At 73.1% G+C, this 19,363-nt stretch carries 17 protein-coding genes; 4 read left to right on the top strand and 13 right to left on the bottom strand.

Annotated features, from left to right (window positions below; translation table 11 throughout):
• Positions 1-2: 2 nt before the first annotated feature.
• The 5 genes from C1729_RS10740 to purD all read right to left on the bottom strand — a co-directional run bounded on the left by C1729_RS10740 (position 3) and on the right by purD (position 5,722).
• Complete coding sequence (locus tag C1729_RS10740) at positions 3-1,052, bottom strand: iron-siderophore ABC transporter substrate-binding protein (protein ID WP_129590732.1); 1,050 nt, start codon at positions 1,050-1,052, stop codon at positions 3-5.
• A gap of 83 nt (positions 1,053-1,135) precedes the next feature.
• Positions 1,136-2,215: a siderophore-interacting protein gene (locus tag C1729_RS10735; RefSeq protein WP_242493796.1), complete on the bottom strand. Its 1,080-nt coding sequence runs from the start codon at positions 2,213-2,215 to the stop codon at positions 1,136-1,138.
• 154 nt (positions 2,216-2,369) lie between these two features.
• A complete protein-coding gene (locus C1729_RS10730) occupies positions 2,370-2,987 on the bottom strand; it encodes a hypothetical protein (RefSeq protein WP_129590731.1) in 618 nt (205 codons plus the stop codon).
• Positions 2,984-3,343 carry a PadR family transcriptional regulator gene (locus C1729_RS10725; protein WP_242493795.1) on the bottom strand — a complete coding sequence of 120 codons (360 nt, stop codon included), beginning with the start codon at positions 3,341-3,343 and terminating at the stop codon, positions 2,984-2,986. Before C1729_RS10725 ends, C1729_RS10730 begins: the two co-directional genes overlap by 4 nt.
• Positions 3,344-3,448: 105 nt before the next feature.
• Entirely contained in the window at positions 3,449-5,722 is a 2,274-nt protein-coding gene (gene purD, locus C1729_RS10720) for a phosphoribosylamine--glycine ligase (RefSeq protein ID WP_102509933.1), read from the bottom strand.
• 137 nt (positions 5,723-5,859) lie between these two features.
• Between purD and C1729_RS10715 the strand changes: the two genes are divergently transcribed.
• Positions 5,860-7,014 carry an LCP family protein gene (locus C1729_RS10715; protein WP_102509932.1) on the top strand — a complete coding sequence of 385 codons (1,155 nt, stop codon included), beginning with the start codon at positions 5,860-5,862 and terminating at the stop codon, positions 7,012-7,014.
• A gap of 155 nt (positions 7,015-7,169) precedes the next feature.
• Here C1729_RS10715 and C1729_RS10710 read toward each other — a convergent pair whose 3' ends face one another.
• Positions 7,170-8,453 carry an adenylosuccinate synthase gene (locus tag C1729_RS10710; RefSeq protein WP_102510645.1) on the bottom strand — a complete coding sequence of 428 codons (1,284 nt, stop codon included), beginning with the start codon at positions 8,451-8,453 and terminating at the stop codon, positions 7,170-7,172.
• A gap of 136 nt (positions 8,454-8,589) precedes the next feature.
• Positions 8,590-9,036, bottom strand: a complete 447-nt coding sequence (locus C1729_RS10705; RefSeq protein WP_102509931.1) for a DUF3151 domain-containing protein — start codon at positions 9,034-9,036, stop codon at positions 8,590-8,592.
• Between the two features lie 205 nt (positions 9,037-9,241).
• Between C1729_RS10705 and C1729_RS10700 the strand changes: the two genes are divergently transcribed.
• Positions 9,242-9,577: an STAS domain-containing protein gene (locus tag C1729_RS10700; protein ID WP_102509930.1), complete on the top strand. Its 336-nt coding sequence runs from the start codon at positions 9,242-9,244 to the stop codon at positions 9,575-9,577.
• 7 nt (positions 9,578-9,584) lie between these two features.
• Here C1729_RS10700 and C1729_RS10695 read toward each other — a convergent pair whose 3' ends face one another.
• A complete protein-coding gene (locus tag C1729_RS10695) occupies positions 9,585-11,765 on the bottom strand; it encodes an ATP-binding SpoIIE family protein phosphatase (RefSeq protein ID WP_102509929.1) in 2,181 nt (726 codons plus the stop codon).
• 194 nt (positions 11,766-11,959) lie between these two features.
• On the opposite strand from C1729_RS10695, the gene C1729_RS10690 reads away from it, so the two are divergent.
• Positions 11,960-12,385, top strand: a complete 426-nt coding sequence (locus C1729_RS10690) for an STAS domain-containing protein (protein WP_102509928.1) — start codon at positions 11,960-11,962, stop codon at positions 12,383-12,385.
• A gap of 92 nt (positions 12,386-12,477) precedes the next feature.
• On the opposite strand, the gene fbaA is transcribed toward C1729_RS10690, so the two are convergent.
• From fbaA to C1729_RS10675, 3 genes are all read right to left on the bottom strand, one after another.
• Complete coding sequence (fbaA, locus tag C1729_RS10685) at positions 12,478-13,497, bottom strand: class II fructose-bisphosphate aldolase (RefSeq protein WP_102509927.1); 1,020 nt, start codon at positions 13,495-13,497, stop codon at positions 12,478-12,480.
• 150 nt (positions 13,498-13,647) lie between these two features.
• A complete protein-coding gene (locus C1729_RS10680) occupies positions 13,648-15,387 on the bottom strand; it encodes an ABC-F family ATP-binding cassette domain-containing protein (RefSeq protein ID WP_102509926.1) in 1,740 nt (579 codons plus the stop codon).
• 141 nt (positions 15,388-15,528) lie between these two features.
• Positions 15,529-16,230 carry a TrmH family RNA methyltransferase gene (locus tag C1729_RS10675; RefSeq protein ID WP_102509925.1) on the bottom strand — a complete coding sequence of 234 codons (702 nt, stop codon included), beginning with the start codon at positions 16,228-16,230 and terminating at the stop codon, positions 15,529-15,531.
• 77 nt (positions 16,231-16,307) lie between these two features.
• On the opposite strand from C1729_RS10675, the gene C1729_RS10670 reads away from it, so the two are divergent.
• Positions 16,308-17,108: an HAD-IIA family hydrolase gene (locus tag C1729_RS10670; RefSeq protein WP_277985816.1), complete on the top strand. Its 801-nt coding sequence runs from the start codon at positions 16,308-16,310 to the stop codon at positions 17,106-17,108.
• A 53-nt stretch (positions 17,109-17,161) separates the two neighbouring features.
• Here the strand turns inward: C1729_RS10670 and C1729_RS10665 are convergent, their stop codons facing one another.
• Together C1729_RS10665 and C1729_RS10660 are read right to left on the bottom strand one after the other, a co-directional pair.
• Complete coding sequence (locus tag C1729_RS10665) at positions 17,162-18,634, bottom strand: hypothetical protein (RefSeq protein WP_102509924.1); 1,473 nt, start codon at positions 18,632-18,634, stop codon at positions 17,162-17,164.
• On the bottom strand, positions 18,631-19,359 hold the full coding sequence (locus tag C1729_RS10660) for an ABC transporter ATP-binding protein (RefSeq protein ID WP_207204605.1): 729 nt from the start codon (positions 19,357-19,359) through the stop codon (positions 18,631-18,633). The genes C1729_RS10665 and C1729_RS10660 overlap by 4 nt, the downstream gene beginning before the upstream one ends.
• Between the last annotated feature and the right edge of the window lie 4 nt (positions 19,360-19,363).

The following is a 19,363-nucleotide window of genomic DNA, read 5'->3' as shown; positions in this document are numbered from 1 at the left end:
TGTCAGAGCTTGCCGACGGCCTCGACGAGCTTCGGCACGTACGCGTCGATCGCCCACGGCACCGACAACGGCGACGGCGCCGACGTCGAGAGGTTGAACGTCGGGTCGTCGAGCACGACGACCGAGCCGCGCTGGATCGCAGGAATCTTGCCGAGCAGCGGGTCCTTCGTCACGGCCTCGAGGTGTGCGGCGTCGTCGACGTACGCGAGGACGACGTCCGCGTCGATCTCGTCGACGAGCTCAGCCGAGAGGGTCCCGAAGAAGTCGTCGGTGCCCTGCGAGAGCTCCGTGATCTTCGGCGCGTCGACCATGCCGAGCGCCTTGACGAACTGCACGCGCGCGTCCGACGCCGTGTAGTAGTAGACGCTCGACGGGTCGGACGACGTGAACGACAGGTACGCGAAGCTCTTGCCCTGGATCTGCGGGTTCGCCGCGACCGCGTCGGCGATCTTCTTCTCGATTCGCGCCTTGACCTCGGTGGCCTTCGCCTCGCGGCCGAGGGCCTTGCCCGTCGTCGTCAGCTGGTCCTGCCACGACGTGCCCCACGCGGCGCCCGGGTACGCGACGGTCTTCGCGACCTTCGAGAGCTTGTCGTAGTCGGCCTTCTCGAAGCCGCCGTAGACGCCGAGGACGAGGTCCGGGGCGGCCTTCGCGAGACCGTCGTAGTCGAAGCCGTCAGCCTCGTCGAGGAGCGCGGGCGTCTGCGCGCCGAGGCCCGTGAGCGCGTCCTTCACCCACGGCAGGAGGCCGTCCGCGTCGCCGCCGTACGCCGCGAACGGCATCGCGACGGGCACGACGCCGAGCGCGAGCGCCGCGTCCTGGTTGGCCCACGAGATCGCGGCGACCCGCTGCGGCTGCGCGTCGATCGTCGTGCTGCCGAAGACGTGGTCGATCGTCACGGGGAACGCGGCGCTCCCGGCGGTCGTGGGGGCGGGCGTCGTCGTGGTGCCGCCCGGGGTGTCGGTCGTGCACGCGGCGAGCGCCGTCGCCGCGAGCAGGCCGGTGACAGCGGCCGCGAGCGCGCGGCTGCGGCGAGTGCGTGAGGTGGTCACGTCGGTGGTGCCTTTCATCGGTCGCGGGCGCCGCGGTGCGCGCCCTGCGTGTCAGCGTCCCGCGAGGACTCGTGTCGCGCGGGTCAGCACTCGGCGCGGCCGAGCCGCCAGTAGCCCATGAAGGCCACCCAGCGGCGGTCGGCGCCGAGGTCCTGGACGAGGTGGCGGCGCAGGTCACGCACGGTGGCGGCCTCCCCGGCGATCCAGGCGTAGCACCCGTCCGCGGCCCCGGAGGGCTCGGCGGGCGAGTCTGCTGCGCCGGCCGAGCCGGCGAGGGCGCGGACGGCGGGTGTGTCCCAGAGGATCGTCGTGTCGACGTCGACATCCTCGACTGGCTCGGGCAGCCGGGCGTGGCCGAGCCCGCATGAGCGGCCGACCGCGCACACGCTGCAGCCGTCGACGCGCGCAGCCATCGCCCGGCGCACCGCATCGTCAAGGCGGGCACCGTGCGGGAGCGGGGCGCCGTCGTGCTCGGCGACGAGCGTGCCGCCGGGGAGCTCACGGCCGCGTGCGGGAAGGCCGGGCGTACGGGGAAGCCAGGTGAGGCGAACCCCGGCGGCCAGGGTGAGGTCGAGGGCGTCGTCGGGCGTCGGGATCTCGACGTAGGCCTCGGCGTCCGTGCCGGGGGCGAGCTGCTCGCAGATCGCGGCGATCGCGGGAGCGGCGGTCTCGTCGCCCGCAAGGACGACGCGGCGGGTGCCGGGGGGCAGCGCCCACTCGAGCCCGACGGGGGCGCCGTCCCAGTCGGCGTCGGGTCCGGAGAGGACGGCGGTCGTGCCGGGGGTGAGGTCGGCGGCCCAGCGGGAGGCGGGGCCGGCCGAGGGGCCGGTGCCGTGGAGGACCATGTCGACGTCGAGCTCGGTCGCGGTGCCCTCGCCACGGATCGCGCGGACGGTGTAGGTGCGGATGGGGTTGCGGTGCTCGACGGGGGTGGAGCGCCAGCGGGCGAACCAGTCGTCGCCGTCGAAGTCGCTCGCGTGGGCCGGGGTGCCGTCGGGCGTCGGGAGCGCAAGCTTGAGACGCTGGTCGAGGCCGGCACGGCCGAGGCGCGCGAGGTCCGGGCCGACGAACGTCACGCGGACGAACGACGGCGAGAGCCGTGCGACGCGTGCGACGGTGACGTCGAACGCGCGGTAGGCGGACGCGGTGCGAGCGCGTCGCACCCGGGCGACCGTCGAAGTAGGCATGCCTAACTATGGCATGCCTTACCTCACCGCTGAAAGGTGACCCCGCTCACACCCTGCCTCCACCCTGCCCGCGAGATAGCGTTCCTGCGTCGAGATAGCGCGCGTCACGCGCTATCTCGACGCAGGAGCGCTATCTCGCGGAACGGGCTGGGCGCTCGAGCAGGGGCGGCACCGGCTCGTCAGGGAAGAGCGCCCGCCACGTCGCCCGGCTCACCCGGCGACCCCATGCGGGGACGAGGCACGGCCCGAGCGCGGACAGCGGGAGCCCAATCGCCGCGACAATGTTGAGAAGCATCCCCAGGTCCCGCCACAGATACAGGTTGACGAGCACGATCGGCATGTAGGTCACCAACTGCGCCGGCAGGCGCAGCCAGGGACTGAGCGCAATGTCGACGATCCACGCGCGATGCGCAGCCCGGTCCCGCGCCGAGACGCGCCACCCGAAGCCGGTGAGCATCCGCACCCGCAGCGGAGGCCGCTCCCGACGCCGCAGCGCCCAGCCGCCGCGCGCGAGCGCAAGGCCCTCGCGCAGGCCGAGCCGACGCCGCCCGGGCTCGGCGAGTTCGAGGGCCGTCGCGACGAGGTCGTCACCGAACGTCACGCGCCACCGGCGCGGGTACGCGTTCATCCAGCGGCGCACGGAACGCTCGAACGCGTCGGCCGACGACGTACGGCCCGACGCGGCCGCGCTCGACGACGACACTCGATCCGCCGCGCCGCCCGCCCCGGGCCGCACCCGCCCGGTCATGCGACACCGCCCACGACCCCGTCGGCGCCGGACGCCCCGAGGGATCCGAGCGCAGCTCGGCCGCGTGCCGCGAGCTCCGCGAGACGGAGGGTCTCGGCGCGCGCCGCGCGGAGGCCGTCGTCGGTGAGCCGGTAGTAGCGGCGGGCGCGGCCGTCGGCGATCTCCTCGCCGGCGTCGGCGACGAGCCCTGCGCCGAGGAGTCGTTCGAGGTTGCCGTAGAGCGTGCCGGCGCCGAGGGAGACGTCGCCGTCGGAGATCTCACGCACGCGGCCCGCGAGGCCGTACCCGTGCTGCCGCCCGTCGGCGAGCGCGAGGAGGAGCAGGTACGCCTGCTGCGTCATGCGAAACGAAGTCATGACAGATATATATCGCCCAACGACGCATCCGCACAACCGACTTCCGTGTTCGAGGCCCCTGCGCCGGGGTAGGGGTCCACCGACCCCTACCCCGAGCACGCACCCCTATCTCGCGAGAGGGGTGCCCGTGAGGCGGGCGTACGCCTCCTCGTAGCGTTCGCGGGTCGCGTCGACGACCTCCGCCGGGAGCGCGGGCGGCGCCTCCCCTCCCGCGCGGTCCCAGCCCGACGCCGGCGAGATGAGCCAGTCGCGAACGTGCTGCTTGTCGAAGCTCGGCTGCGCGCGCCCCGGCTGCCACTCGTCCGCCGGCCAGAACCGCGACGAGTCCGGCGTGAGCACCTCGTCACCGAGGACGATCTCGCCCGTCACCGGGTCGACGCCGAACTCGAGCTTCGTGTCCGCGAGGATGATGCCGCGCTCCCGCGCAAGCTCCGCGGCCCGCGAGTAGACCTCGAGGGTGAGCGCACGCAGGCGCGCCGCGTTCTCGACCCCGATCCGCGAGACGACGACGTCGAACGACACGTTCTCGTCGTGCTCGCCGACCTCCGCCTTCGTCGCGGGCGTGAAGATCGGCTCCGGGAGCTGCGAGCCGTCCTCGAGCCCCTCGGGAAGCGGCACCCCGCACACTGTGCGCGACGCCCGGTACTCGAGGAGCCCCGAGCCCGTGAGGTAGCCGCGCGCGACGCACTCGACGGGAAACATCTCGAGGCGACGGCAGATCATCGCGCGCCCCGCGACCTCGGCGGGCACGAGACCGTCGCCCGGCGTCACCGAGGCCTCCGTGGAGACGACGTGGTTGTCGACGATGTCCGCGAGCTGCGCGAACCACCACAGGCTCAGCTGCGTGAGCACCTCACCCTTGCCGGGGATCTCGCTCGCGAGGACGAAGTCGTACGCGGAGATGCGGTCGGATGCGACGACGAGCACGACGTCGCCGAGCGGGTGCTCGCCGACGGGCTCGTAGAGGTCGCGCACCTTGCCCGAGTACACGTGGCGCCAGCCCGGCAGGTCGCGCGCGGTGCCGCCGCTCGGCACGCTCGGCGCTGCGGCACCCGGCGTCGCGCTGTCCAGCGCCGCGCTGTCCGGCACAGCGGCGCCCGGCACGGTGATCGGCTCGCCGATCCCCGCGGCGCGGGCCGCGATGTCGGAGCGGTGGTGCGAGCCGGGCAGCGTGATCCGGCCGACGCCCGCGTACGCGGCGTCGCGCGCCGCGGCAAGGTCGCTGCCGACTCCGACGACGGACAGGACGCGTCCGCCCGACGCGACGAGCGCGCCACCTGCGACGGACGTCCCGGCGTGGAGTACGTGCACCCCGTCCACAGCCTCCGCGTCAGCGATGCCGTCCACAGGGTCGCCCGAGCGGACGTCGGCCGGGTACCCGTGCGCCGCGACGACGACGGTCACCGCGGCGCCGTCGGACCACTCGAGCTCACCAAGCTCCGCGAGCGTGCCCGTCGCGGACGCGAGGAGCACTCGGGACAGCGGCGTGCGCAGGCGCGCGAGCACGACCTGCGTCTCCGGGTCCCCGAAGCGCGCGTTGAACTCGACGACCCGCGTCCCCTTCGAGGTGAGCGCGAGGCCGACGTAGAGGATGCCCGCGAACGGCGTGCCTCGGCGCGCCATCTCGTCGATCGTCGGCTGCGCGACGTCCCGCACGACCTCGTCGACCAGCCCGGCGGGCGCCCACGGCAGCGGCGAGTAGGCGCCCATGCCGCCCGTGTTCGGGCCCGCGTCGTCGTCGTGCGCACGCTTGAAGTCCTGGGCGGGCTGCAGCGGCACGACCGTCGTCCCGTCGGACACGCAGAACAGCGAGACCTCGGGGCCGTCGAGGAACTCCTCGAGGACGACGCGGCCCTCGGCGCCGCGCGCCTCGAGGCACGCGGTGCCGTGCGCGAGCGCCTCCGCACGGTCCGTCGTCACGACGACGCCCTTGCCGGCCGCGAGCCCGTCGTCCTTGACGACGTACGGCGCCCCGAGCTCGTCGAGCCCGGCCTCGAGCTCCGCGACCGTCGTGCACACGACGGGACGGGCCGTCGGCACACCGGCGGCCGCCATGACCTCCTTCGCGAAGGCCTTCGAGCCCTCGAGCTGCGCCGCGGCGGCGTCCGGCCCGAAGACCGGGAAGCCCGCGGCACGCAGGGCGTCACCGACGCCCGCGACGAGCGGCGCCTCCGGACCCACGACGACGAGCTCCGCGTCGAACGACCGCGCGAGCGCGACGACCGCGTCGGCGTCGGTCGCAGAGACCGCGTGGAGCGTCGCGAGCCGGCCGATGCCCGGGTTGCCCGGCGCGGCGTGCAGCTCGTGCGCGTCCTCCGACGCGAGGGAGTGGACGATGGCGTGCTCGCGGGCACCTGTTCCCAGGACGAGGATCTTCACGCGGGGAATCCTACGGGGGCCGCGGCGCGCGCGCCGGAGCCGTCCATCCCCTGCCCGCACGCGTTCTTCACGAACTCTCACCTGATCCGACGGCCGTTCCACGCCACCCACGACGGCGCGACCACTAGATTCGACGCGTGCCCGCCTCTACGCGCCTCGTCCGCCACGCCCGCTTCCGCCGCGACCACCGCGCCCTGCGGGCGACCGGTCTCACCCTCGCCGGCATCCTCGCGTTCGGCGGGACGGCCGCCGCGATGGTCAACAGCGACCTGCAGCGCTCGCTCAACGTCCAGGACATCGACAGCCTGCTCGGCACCGACCGTCCGACGATCGTCGAGGATCCGAGCGACCCGTACGCGGGCAAGCAGCTCAACGTCCTCGTCATGGGCACAGACATGCGCGACGCCGAGAACGCGGCGATCGCCGGCAAGGCCGACACCATGGCGTCGGACACGACGATGCTCGTCCACATCTCGGGCGACCGGAAGAACGTCGAGGTCGTCTCGATCCCTCGCGACTCGATGGTCGCCCTGCCCGCGTGCACGACGGGCGACGGCGGCACGTCGTACGCGAGCGACTACGCGATGTTCAACTCGGCCTTCGCGATCGGGGGCGGCAGCGCACAGAACCTCGAGACCGCCGCGGCCTGCACCATCAAGGCCGTCGAGCAGCTCACGGGCGTGCGCATCACGAGCCACGTCGTGCTGAAGATGACGGGCGTCGTCAACGTCGTCGACGCGCTCGGCGGCGTCGAGGTCGACCTGCCCGAGCCCATCAAGGGCGACAAGAAGTACTCGAACATCGACCTGCCCGCAGGCAAGCAGACGCTCGACGGCCGCACGTCAATCGAGTTCCTCCGCGTCCGCAAGGGCACGGGCATGGGCCTCGAGCAGCGCTCGGACCTCACGCGCATCACGCGCCAGCAGTTCTTCCTCGACGCGATGACCAAGCAGATCCTCTCGCAGAACCTCGTCACGGACTCACCCAAGCTCTACGGCGTCGTGAAGTCAGTGCTCGCGGCGATCAGTACGAGCCCGGACCTCGGCACGACGTCGGCCCTCGCGGGCCTCGCGTTCTCGCTCAAAGACACCCCGTCGGAGAACATCGTGTTCACCGAGCTGCCGCTCGGCACGGATCCGCGCGACAAGAACCGCGTCGTGTGGCTCCCCGAGGCCGACGAGATCTGGCAGCGCATCATCCATGACGAGCCGGCGCCGAAGACGACCGACGAGCCGACGGACGGCGCGACGGACACGTCGACCGAGAAGGCGACCGCGGGCGCCAACGCCTGAGCCCCACGCGACGACGGACACGGAGCCCCACCGTTGAACGGTGGGGCTCCGTGTTCGTCCGTGACGCGTGGACTGCTGCGCGCGTCGCAGCCCGCAGACAGGTCCGCCCCCGGTCGCGCTGCGACCGGGGGCGGACCTCACCTGCGGGGTGCGGCTCAGACGAGCTCGTGGCGGACGATCGTCTGCTCGCGGTCCGGGCCGACGCCGATGACGCTCATGCGCGAGCCCGACATACCCTCGAGCGCCAGGACGTACGCCTGCGCGTTCGCCGGCAGGTCCTCGAACGTGCGGGCGCCCGTGATGTCCTCGGTCCAGCCGGGGAAGTACTCGAAGATCGGCTTCGCGTGGTGGAAGTCCGACTGGTCGAGCGGCATCTCGTCGAACCGCGTGCCATCGACGTCGTACGCGACGCACACGGGGATCTGCTCGAGACCCGTGAGGACGTCGAGCTTCGTGAGCGCGAAGTCGGTGAGGCCGTTGACCCGCGCGGAGTAGCGCGCGATGACGGCGTCGTACCAGCCGCAGCGGCGCGGACGGCCGGTCGTCACACCGAACTCGCCGCCCGTGGTGCGGAGGAACTCACCCATGTCGTCGTGAAGCTCGGTCGGGAACGGGCCCTCGCCGACACGCGTCGTGTACGCCTTGATGACACCGACGACGCGGTCGATCCGGGTGGGGCCGATGCCCGAGCCCGTGCACACGCCGCCCGCGGTCGCGTTCGACGACGTGACGAACGGGTACGTGCCGTGGTCGACGTCGAGCATCGTCGCCTGGCCGCCCTCGAAGAGGACGGTCTTGCCGGCGTCGAGCGCCTCGTTGAGCACGAGCGAGGTGTCCGCGACCATGGGGCGCAGTCGCTCGGCATACGCGAGCAGCTCCTCGACGGTCTCGTCGACCGTGATGGCCCGACGGTTGTACACCTTGACGAGCAGGTGGTTCTTCTGGTCGAGGGAACCCTCGATCTTCTGGCGCAGGATGTTCTCGTCGAAGAGGTCCTGAACGCGGATGCCGACGCGGTTGATCTTGTCCGCGTACGCGGGGCCGATGCCGCGGCCGGTCGTGCCGATGCGACGCTTGCCGAGGAAGCGCTCGGAGACCTTGTCGAGAGTGCGGTGGAACGGCGCGATGACGTGCGCCGCCGACGAGACGAGCAGGCGCGACACGTCGACGCCGCGCGCGACGAGCGCGTCGAGCTCCTGGAAGAGCACCTCGATGTCGACGACGACGCCGTTGCCGATGACGGGCGTGACGCCCGGCGAGAGGATGCCCGACGGCAGGAGGTGGAGCGCATACTTCTCGCTCCCGACGACGACCGTGTGGCCGGCGTTGTTGCCACCGTTGAACTTTACGACGTAGTCGACCTGGGAGCCGAGCTGGTCCGTCGCCTTGCCCTTGCCCTCGTCGCCCCACTGGGCGCCGACGACCACGATCGCTGGCATGTGGATCACCGCTTCCGAAGCTGTCCTCGTGACGGCCGGGCGGCTGCGCCTCTCACCGGGGGCCGGCGACAGCGGCCGGGATCCCACGTGAGTCTACCGGACCCGCGCCGCGCGCTCCCGGGACGGTCGGGTCGTGTCAGGCTCCTGCGAGCGCGTCGAGCGCGGCCGGGTCGACGCCGCAGTCGTGGACGAAGGCCGTGCAACGTTCGGCCTCGTCGTCCTCGCCGATCGCGTGGGCCGCGCGGGCGAGCGCGGCGAGCGCCCGGAGGAAGCCCACGTTGGGCTCGTGCGTGAGCGGAACCTCGCCGATGCCGCGCCAGCCGGCGCGGCGTAGCGCGTCGAGGCCACGGTGGTAGCCGGTGCGCGCGTAGGCGTACGACGCGACCGCGTCGTCGGCGAGGTTGGCCTCGGCGAGCAGCGCCCACGCGAGGGACGACGACGGCTCCCGGCGCGCGGCCTCGCGGACGGGCATGCCATCGCCGAGCAGGGCGCGCACGGCCGCGTCGGGCCCGTCGGCCGGCAGGTGCGTGACGACCCGGCCAAGGTCGAGGCGTTCGGGGCGGGGGCCAGTGGGTGAGGTCATGGCGCCATCGTGCCACGGACGACGTGCGGCCTGGCGCGCCGACGTCGCAGCACTCGCTCGACCTCGAGGAGGCCCGGCTCGACCTCGCGTGAGCGCGCGGCGGGGCCGCGGGGCGCGCCGCCGTCGCGACGCACGCACGCGGTGAGTACGCTGGTCGCACGTCCCCTAGGCGTGTTCCCCGACGTACGACGAAGGCCAGGCACCGATGATCCAGATCGCCACGTCGCCCGCGACGACGACGTTGACGATCACCGGCGACCTCGACCTCGCCGAGCGCGACCAGTTCCCCGAGATCACGGCGCGCGTCGTCGGACTGCGGCGCCAGCTGCTCGTCCTCGACATGTGCGGCGTGACGTTCATGGACTCGACGGGCGCCGCGTTCCTCATCTCCCTCGCGGACGCGGGGCGTCGACGGGGTGGCGCCACGGTCCTGCGGGGCTGCGACGCGCGGGACCTCTTCGTGCTCGAGGTGTGCGGGGCGCTTGACCTCTTCCGCATCGACACGGATCACGCGTGCGCGCGCGACGACGCGTCAGCCTGACCCACGGTCACCGAGCGCGCAAGCGTGCCCACACGATCTTGCCGTCGTTCGCCGCACGCCAGCCCCAGTCGGCGAGCCGGTCGACGATCTGCACGCCGTAGCCGCCGACGCCGTGCGCGTGCCCGTCGAGCTTGACGGGCGGTGCCGGGTTGGAGTCCTCGACCTCGATGCGCAGGCCGTCGCCCGTGTCGAAGAGCCGCAGCGCCACGGTCCCCCACCCGTGGAGGACGGCGTTCGCGACGAGCTCGGAGACGACGAGCTCCGCGTCCGCGACCTTGTCGATCCCCCACGCCTCGCAGGTCCGCAGGACGGCGTGGCGCGACCGTGCGATCGCCGTCGGGTCCGACGGCATCGACCAGCGTCGGGAGCGCGGTCCCGCCGAGCTTGCGGACACCGGGCCACCCGCTCGCGGCACGCGGGCGATGACGACGGCGACGTCGTCCTCAGGGGAGTCGGCGAGCGCGGCGAGCAGCTCCTCGCCGATGCCCGCGGCGTCGTCGGCCTGCGTCCGGGCGGCCGCCGCGAGGAGCGCCTCGAGCCCTGCCCGCAGGGGGCGTTCGCGTCGTTCGATGAGCCCGTCCGTGTAGAGGATGAGCGTGTCCCCGGGGACGAGCACGGCGCGGCCGCCCGTGCGGGCGCGCCGTCCGAAGCCGATGAGCGCACCCGACCCCTGGGCGAGCTGCGTCGCCTGGCCGTCGCGCACGAGCACCGCAGGCAGGTGCCCGGCGCGCGCGTACTCGAAGATCCATGAGCCAGGCATGCCGACGCGCGGCATGAGCGTGCCGTAGACCGCGCTCGCCGCGCGCGGGGCGCGCATGCCACGCATGAGTTGGTCGGTGCGGTCGAGCACCGACGCGGGCGTACCACCCTCGAACGCGTACGCCCGCACGACCGAGCGGAGCTGCCCCATGAGCGCGGCCGCCTCGACGTCGTGCCCGACGACGTCCCCGACGACGACGCCGGCGACGCCCGGCGCGACCTCGAGCACGTCGTACCAGTCACCGCCGACCTGGGCGTGCGCGACGGACGGCGCGTAGTACGTCCACAGGTCGAGGCCGTCGATCTCGACCTGCTGCGGCAGGAGCGAGCGCTGCATCGTCTCGGCGAGCTCGTGCTCGCGCGCGTAGAGGCGTGCGTTGTCGAGCGCGAGACCGATGCGCCGGACGACGACGTCGAGCACCTGCTCGAGCTCCTCGGTGAGCCGCGGCGTGCCATCGGACTCGTGGACGGCGTGGGCGAGCAGCGCGAGGACGGACCGCGACCCGTGGATGGCGACGACGCGCACGCGCGGCGAGAGGAGCGCGAGGTCCGGTTCTGCGGCGAGGAGCTGCCCCTGGACGAGCGCCGCCGCGCTCTCGGTCGGGTGGACGAGCGTGAGGTCCAGGATCGCCTCGGGCTGGGAACCTCCGAGAACCCGGTCGATTTCGTGCGCGCCCGTCGGGTCTCCCGGCGGGACGCGTCGCAGCGTCCGCCGCCGGTCCGACGCCGGCCGTTGGCCGTCGCCCCGTCCCGTGTCGAGCCCGACGAGCCGGAGGCCGCCCTCGACGACGAACGCACCGGCCCACGGCACGAGCGACGGCGCGAGCAGCGCGCTCACCTGAGCGAGCGCCTCGTCGGAGTCGGGTTCCGAGAGCACGTCCGAGACGCGTGAGAGGAGCGCGAGGTGCAGGCGCGCGCGACGTTCGGCACGCACCGCGTCCCGGAGGTGGACGCTGCGCTCGACCGTGCCGGTGACGTCGGAGAACGACGCGATCCACATCTCGGCGGGCCCGTCACCCGGCGGTATGGTCGGGGCGGCCGCGAGCACCGTCGCGACGTCGCCGGCCGGAACCGCTGTGAGGCACAGAGCGAGCCACACTGCGGCACCGTCGGGACGTCGGAACGGCAGGGTGATCGACGCCGCGCGCCCTGCCCGCACCTCGTCCGCGAGCGACGCGACGCCGACCTCCGACCACTGGTCGGAGTAGAAGAGGCGTGGCTCGAGCCCGACGACCTCGTGCGCGGCATAGCCCGTGACCCGCGTGAACACGTCGTTGACCCAGAGCATGCGGACGACGCCGTCACGCACCGCGAGCACCGTCACACCGACGCCGACGTGCTGCGCGGCGAGGGCAGGGAGCAGCGCGACGACCTCCGCCGGGGCGACGACCGGCACGGTGCCGCCCGGCACCGTCTCACGTCCGTCCACCCTGCTGCTCCTCCAGTCCGCTCCTCCAGTCCTCGCAGGGTACTTGGCCGAACGCGCCCGTGCCCGGACCGACCGCGCGTCCCGCTTCTCGGACGTCTTCTGCGGCCCCCGCTGAGGACAGCCCGCGACGCGACGGCCACGACGTGCGAAGATTCGACCGGGAACCACCCACCCGAGGACGTGAGGAGCACGCAGTGCGCGACGAGAACGCCGCCGACGACGACATCGCCCCTGTCCAGGACGAGCCCGGGACACTTCATGTCCTCGTGGGCGCGAACCGCACGCGCATCGTCCTGTCGGGAGAGATCGACGCGAACCTCGCCCCCGAGTTCAGCGATGCGATGGCGGACGCGCAGGAGATCGGCCTTCCCGTCGAGGTCGACGCCCACCATGTGACTTTCATGGACTCCTCCGGCGTCGCGTTCCTCGCGCGGCTTGCGGCACAGGCTCCGCAGAAGGTGCGGGTGCTGCGCGCGCCGCAGACGATGCGGTTCCTCCTCGAGGTGACGCGCGTCGGCGAGCTCGTCGAGATCCTCGACGAGGACCCGGGCTTCGAGTTCGCGCCCATCGACGAGTTCACGATCGAGCGCTTGCCCGGGCAGCCCTTCCCGCCGCTCTGACCGCGCGCGACGAACGACGCACGAAGGCTCCCACCCTGGAGGGTGGGAGCCTTCGTCGCTAGCAGGTGCCCGTCAGGGCGTGCTCGTCAGCGTCAGAGCTTCTGACCGGCCGAGCGGAGCTGCTGGGCGGCCTCGACGATGCGCGCGGCCATGCCGGCCTCGGCGAGCTTGCCCCAGGCGCGCGGGTCGTACGCCTTCTTGTTGCCGACCTCGCCGTCCACCTTGAGGACGCCGTCGTAGTTGCGGAAGAAGTGGTCCGCGACGGGACGCGAGAACGCGTACTGCGTGTCGGTGTCGATGTTCATCTTGATGACGCCGTTGTCGACCGCCTCCGCGATCTCCTCGGCCGTCGAGCCCGAGCCGCCGTGGAAGACGAGGTCGAACGGGTTCTCCTTGCCGACCGCGGCACCGACGCCGTCCTGGATCTCACGGAGGAGCGACGGGCGGAGCTTGACCGCGCCCGGCTTGTAGACGCCGTGGACGTTGCCGAACGTCAGGGCCGTGAGGTAACGACCCTTCTCGCCCGTGCCCAGCGCCTTGACGGTCGCGAGGCCATCCTCGACCGTCGTGTAGAGCTTCTCGTTGATCTCGGCCTCGTGGCCGTCCTCCTCGCCACCGACGACGCCGACCTCGATCTCGAGGAGCGTGCGGGCGGCCTGGGAGAGCGCGAGGAGCTCCTCGGCGATGACGAGGTTCTCGTCGAGCGGGATGTTCGAGCCGTCGAACATGTGCGACTGGAACGTCGGGTTCTTGCCGGCCTTGACCTGCTCGGCCTCGATCGCGAGGAGCGGGCGGACCCAGGAGTCGAGGTTCTGCTTGGTGCAGTGGTCGGTGTGGAGGGCGATCGTCACGCCGTAACCCTTGGCGACCTCGGCCGCGTACGCGGCGAGCGCAAGGGAGCCGGCGACGCGGTCCTTGACGGTCGAGCCGGACGCGTACTCCGCGCCGCCGACCGACACCTGGATGATGCCGTCGCTCTCAGCCTCGGCGAAGCCCTGGATGGCGGCCGTGACGGTCTGCGAGGACGTGATGTTGACAGCGGGGTAGGCGAACTTGCCAGCCTTCGCCCGGTCGATCATCTCGGCGTAGACCTCGGGGGTTGCGATGGCCATGAAGAGTCTCCTGTTGAGCGTGGGGTTTCTAAGGAACTTCCAGGGGATAGTTTCTCACGTTCCGTGCCGGAGCGGGGTGGGCCGTTCGACCCGCGGTCGTCCGACGTCCGTCCGGTGGGTGAACGGCGCGTCCCGGGGGCCGGGCCCGCCTCAGGACTCGGTGAGCCGTCCTGCGTCGAGACGCCAGCGTCGGGTCACACGGACCGCGTCGAGCATCCTCCGGTCGTGCGTGACGAGCAGCAGCGTGCCCGTGTAGGCCTCGAGCGCCTCCTCGAGCTGCTCGATCGCGGGCAGGTCGAGGTGGTTCGTCGGCTCGTCGAGCACGAGGAGGTTGACGCCGCGCGCCTGGAGCAACGCGAGCGACGCACGCGTGCGCTCCCCCGGCGACAGCGACGCGAGGGGACGCAGCACGTGGTCGGCGCGCAGCCCGAACTTCGCGAGCAGCGTGCGCACGTCGGCCGGCGCCATGTCGGGGACCTGCGCGCAGAACGCGTCGAGCAGCCCCTGCCCGGGCTCGGACGCGAGCGCCGCCCGCGCCTGGTCGACCTCGCCGATCGCGACCGACGCGCCGAGGCTCGCGGCACCGGACGCAAGCTCGGCACGGCCGAGCAGCGCCGCGAGGAGCGTCGTCTTGCCCGAGCCGTTCGCGCCCGTGATCGCGACACGGTCGCCGGCGTCGAGTTGGAGGTCGATCGGTCCGAGCGTGAAGGCCTGCGTCCCGTCGGGGGCCTCGCCGCGGTGAACGACGGCGCCGCGCAGCGTCGCGACGACGCTCGACGAGCGCGGCGCAGCCGCGATCGAGTACCGCAGCTCCCACTCCTTGCGGGGCTCGACGACCTCGTCGAGCCGCTCGATCATCCGCTGCGTCTGGCGTGCCTTCGCCGCCTGCTTCTCGGAGCCCTCGCGGTGCGCGTGCTTGATGTGCTTGTCAGGGTCCGACGACTTCTTCACCGCGTCCCGCACGCCCTTGGCAAGCCACTGCCGCTGCATCTGCGCACGGGACTCGAGGGCGCCGAGCCGGCCCGCGTACTCGTCGTACGCCTCGCGCGCGTGGCGGCGGGCCGTCGCCCGCTCCTCGAGGAACGCGTCGTAGCCGCCCGCGTACACGCCGACCTGCTGCTGCGCAAGGTCGAGCTCGACGACGCGCGTCACGCAGCGCGCGAGGAACTCACGGTCGTGGGAGACGACGACGATGCCGGCACGCTGCTCCGCGACGAACCGTTCGAGGCGCGCGAGGCCGTCGAGGTCGAGGTCGTTCGTCGGCTCGTCGAGCAGGAGGACGTCGAAGCGGGAGAGGAGGAGCGCCGCGAGGCCGAGGCGCGCGGCCTGCCCGCCCGAGAGCCCGACGACAGGGTGACCGGGGTCGACGTCGAGTCCGAGGTCCGCGAGGACGGCGCCTGTGCGGTCCTCGAGGTCGGCCGCACCGAGGGCGAGCCAGCGGTCGAGCGCGTCGGCGTAGGCGTCGTCGGCCCCCGGGGCCCCCTCGACGAGCGCGGTCGTCGTCGCGTCGAGCGCGGCCTGGACGGCCGCGACACCCGTGCGGCGGGCGAGGTAGGCGGCGACGGTCTCGTCGGGCAGGCGCTCGACCTCCTGCGCGAGGTGTCCGACGACCGCATCGGGAGGGCTGAGCGACACCGCGCCGGCGGCGGGCTCGTCGGTGCCGGCGAGGAGGCGCAGGAGCGTCGACTTGCCGGCGCCGTTGGCGCCGACGAGGCCGACGACGTCGCCCGGGGCGACGACGAGGTCGAGCCCCGAGAAGAGAGTGCGGTCGGCGTGCCCGGCGGCGAGCGACTTGGCGACGAGAGTGGCGGTCGCCGGGCCGCCCCCCCCCCCCCCCCCCCCCCCCCCCCCCCTTTTTCCTTCCTCCCCCTCCCCGCGCGCCCCTTGCAAGCGATGATGCTTTTGCGCCTTTGCTAATGAGAAAAAAGATTTTTGATGACAACTTCCGGGTAACGGGGACTGGAGAGAGAGCGCATGCAGTTCAGTGTCTTAAAAACAAAGNTCGGCCGAGGGGTCAGGGCGGCCGAGGGGTCAGGGCAGCGTCGCGTGCTGGCGGATCCACGCGTGCATCGCGATCGCCGCCGCTGCGCCCGCGTTGAGCGACCGCGTCGAGCCGAACTGCGTGACGTGGAGGACCGTCGAGCACGCGTCGAGCGCCTCAGGCGTGAGCCCCGCCCCCTCCTGGCCGAGCAGCATGAGGCACCGCTCCGGGAGCTCCGCCGTCTCGATCGGCACCGACCCCGGCACGTTGTCGATCCCCACGACCGGCAGGCCCTCCGCGCGCGCCCACGCGAGCAGGTCCGCGACGCTCACGTGGTGCCGCAGGTGCTGGTAGCGGTCCGTGACCATCGCGCCCCGACGGTTCCAGCGACGCCGCCCAACGACGTGCACCTCGCGCACGAGGAACGCGTTCGCCGTCCGCACGACCGAACCGATGTTGAGGTCGTGGTGCCAGTTCTCGATCGCCACGTGCAGGTCGTGACGCCGGGTGTCGAGGTCGGCGACGATCGCGGCGAGCGTCCAGTACCGAAACTCGTCGACGACATTGCGCCGGTCGCCGTCACGCAGCAGCTCGGGGTCGTAGCGCGGGTCGAGCGACCCGTCGGGCAGCCGCGGCCACGCCGCCTCACCGCCCGGCCACGGTCCGACACCCACCTCGCGCTCCTCCCCCGGCAAGGAGCGCTCGAGGTCCGCGTCGTCGGCGGGGGCAGGGGTCTCGCTCGTTGCTGGCACGACACCATCGTCCCGCACTCCCCCACGGGCACCGCCTACGCTGTGACGAGGCCCACCACCCGTCCCGAGGAGGCCCCGTGACCCCAGACGCCCGGCCCGAGACCGACCACCACCGCATCGACTGCTGGCTCACCGACATGGACGGCGTGCTCGTCCACGAGAACGAGGCGCTGCCCGGCGCGGCCGAGTTCATCCGCACGCTGCGCGATAAGGACCGCCCGTTCCTCGTCCTCACGAACAACTCGATCTTCACCGACCGCGACCTGCGTGCCCGTCTCGCGTCGAGCGGCATCGACGTGCCCATCGAGGCGATCTGGACGTCCGCGCTCGCGACCGCGACGTTCCTGCGCACGCAGTCCCCCGGTGGCAGCGCGTACGTCATCGGCGAGGCTGGACTCACAACGGCCCTCTACGAGGCCGGATACACGCTCACCGACAAGGACCCCGACTACGTCGTCCTCGGCGAGACCCGCACGTACTCGTTCGAGGCCATCACGACGGCCGTCCGCCTCATCCTCGGCGGCGCCCGCTTCATCGCGACGAACCCGGACGTCACGGGTCCGAGCGGTGACGGCCCCCTGCCCGCGACGGGCGCGGTCGCCGCGATGATCACCAAGGCGACGGGCCGCGAGCCGTACTTCGTCGGCAAGCCCAACCCCATGATGTTCCGCTCGGCGCTCAACCGGATCGACGCGCACTCGCGCGTCACCGCGATGGTCGGCGACCGCATGGACACGGACATCGTCGCGGGCATCGAGGCGGGGCTCGAGACGTTCCTCGTGCTCACGGGGTCGACGTCCGCGGAGGAGGTCGAGACATTCCCGTTCCGGCCGAGCCGCGTCGTCGACGGCATCGGGGACCTCATCGAACTCGTCTGAGACCGTCGCGTTCCTCGGGTCGGGCGCCGTCGCGCCCGACCCGAGGGGCGCGCTCAGCGTGCGAGGACGCGCCACCCGAGGACGACGGCGACGACCGCCGCGACGACCCGTGCCCCGGCCGGAGCCTCCGTCGCGCAGGCGGCCGCAACGCCCGCAGCGAGCACGAGCAGCGGCCCGTCCGCGAGCCACACCGTGCGCCCGACGGCCGACATGTCGCCCGCCGGCGTGACGATCGGCACGAGCAACTCGACGGGCATGACGCCCTTAAGGACGTCGGCGAGCCGCACCGCGACGACGGTCCCGACGACGACCGCAGCCTCACCCGCCGGCGCGTGCGCGAGAACCGCGCCGACGAGCGCGAGGCCGAGCCCCGCGGACGTCGGCCACACCGCGTGCAGCAGCCGCAGCGCAGGCGCAGGCACGTCGTACTGCGCCGAGTCCGCGCCGAGCGCCGCCGCGTGCCGCAGCCCGTCGCACAGGACCGACACCCCCGCGTACGCGAGGACTGCCGTGAGCACCGGCCCGATCGCGAGCGTCGTCCCGGGCAGCTCCGCGGACACGGCCGCCCCCGCGAGGACGAGCGCGACGACACCCCCGACGAGCCGCCCCGGGGTGCGCAGCGACCCGACGGCATCCGCGACGACGACCGCCGCAGGCCCCGGCAACTGCCCGACGGCGCGCAGCCGACGGCCCGTGCCCGGCAGAGCCCGGTAGACTTCGCCCGACGCCTGGAGGTCCATCGCGTCGACAAGGGCCTGCGCGCGCTGCGCGCGCACCGCCTGCCCGACGATCCGCGGCGTCGGCAGCCGCTCGAGCCCGACGAGCAGCGGCCCGACGCAGGTCGCAGCCAGCACGACGGCAATCACCGCACCACCCCCGCCCGCACCCGCGCCCGGCCAGGCCGCTCCGACGAGCGCCCACGGTCCCCACGCCCACGCGCCGGCGACGGCCGCCGTGGCACCCGCGCCGAGGACGACGACGCCCACGGCGACCGCCCGCGCGGGAAGCACCTCGCCCGCGAGCCACACGAGCGCCGTGAGCAGCCCGGCGACGGCACCGGCCACGACGACGCGGAGCACGTCCGCGGGCGACGCGACTCCCAGGTCGACGAGCGCCGCGACGGGCAGCAGCGGAACGACCGCACCGCCCGCACCGAGAGCGAGCGTTCCCCGCAGCACGGGCCCGCCGAACGCGCGCGCTCGCGGCAGGTCGCCGTCACCGAGCACCGCGGCGAGGAACGGCGGCCGCAGGGCCGGCCCGCGCTCGCGCCCGACGACGAGCACCCCGAGCCACACGAGCGCCGTCGCCGCGGCCCACGCCGCAGGGACCGACGGGTCCGCCAGGACCGCGCGTCCGCCCGTGCCCGTCGCGAGCAGCCACACCGCCCGCACGGCCGGCCCCAAGAGGATGAGCGCCGCAAGGAGCACGACGTAGACGAGGTAGGCGAGGTCGCCGAGCGCACGCGGGGCACGCGCGGCCCACACGGTGAGGGCGCCCCGCACGCCGGTCGCGCCGAGGGTCGTCACGTACCCGGGTGGTCGTCGGCGGGTTCGTCGTCGGAGCGGCCGTGCGCACCGTCGTCGGGCACGTCGTCCGACGACGGGCGCTCTGCCGGGACGAGCCGCATCACCGGCCCGCCGAGCGCCGCCTCGAGCGCGTCGGAGTGCGTCGCGACGACGAGCGTCGTGCCTGCGGCCCGACGCTCCGCGAGCAGCTCCGCGACGGTCGCGACACGGTCGGCGTCGAGACGCTGCTCGGGCTCGTCGAGCAGGAGCAGCGCGGACGGGCGCGCAAGCACGACGGCGAGCGCCGCCAGCTGCGTCTGGCCCGAGGACAGCTCGTGCGGGAAGCGCGCCGCGAGCGCGTCGACACCGAGCCGTTCGAGGAGCTCAGCCGCCAGGGCGCGGGCGTCCCGCACCGGCGTGCCCCACGTCGTCGCGACGAGCGCGACGTGCTCGGCGAGCGTGAGGTCACGCGCGGGCACGGGCGACTCGACAGTTCCTGCGACGAGCCGCCGGAACGCGCGCCGCCGGGGGTCGGGCACGCGACCGTCGACGGTCGCCGTGCCCGTCGTCGGGGCACGGACTCCGGCCACGACGCGCAGCAGCGTCGACTTGCCCGAGCCGTTCGGCCCGCGCACGACGAGCGTGCCGCCCGCAGGGACGGCTGCGCTCGTCGGGGCGAGCAGGGTCGTGCCGTCGAGCGTCACGCCCGCGGCGTCGAGCGTGGCGGCGACTCCAGCTCCGGTCACGTCA

The sequence above is a fragment of the Sanguibacter massiliensis genome (assembly GCF_900240335.1).
GTDB lineage: Bacteria > Actinomycetota > Actinomycetes > Actinomycetales > Cellulomonadaceae > Flavimobilis > Flavimobilis massiliensis.
Note: the sequence above shows the minus strand (reverse complement) of the source record. Positions and strands in the feature narration are given on the sequence as shown.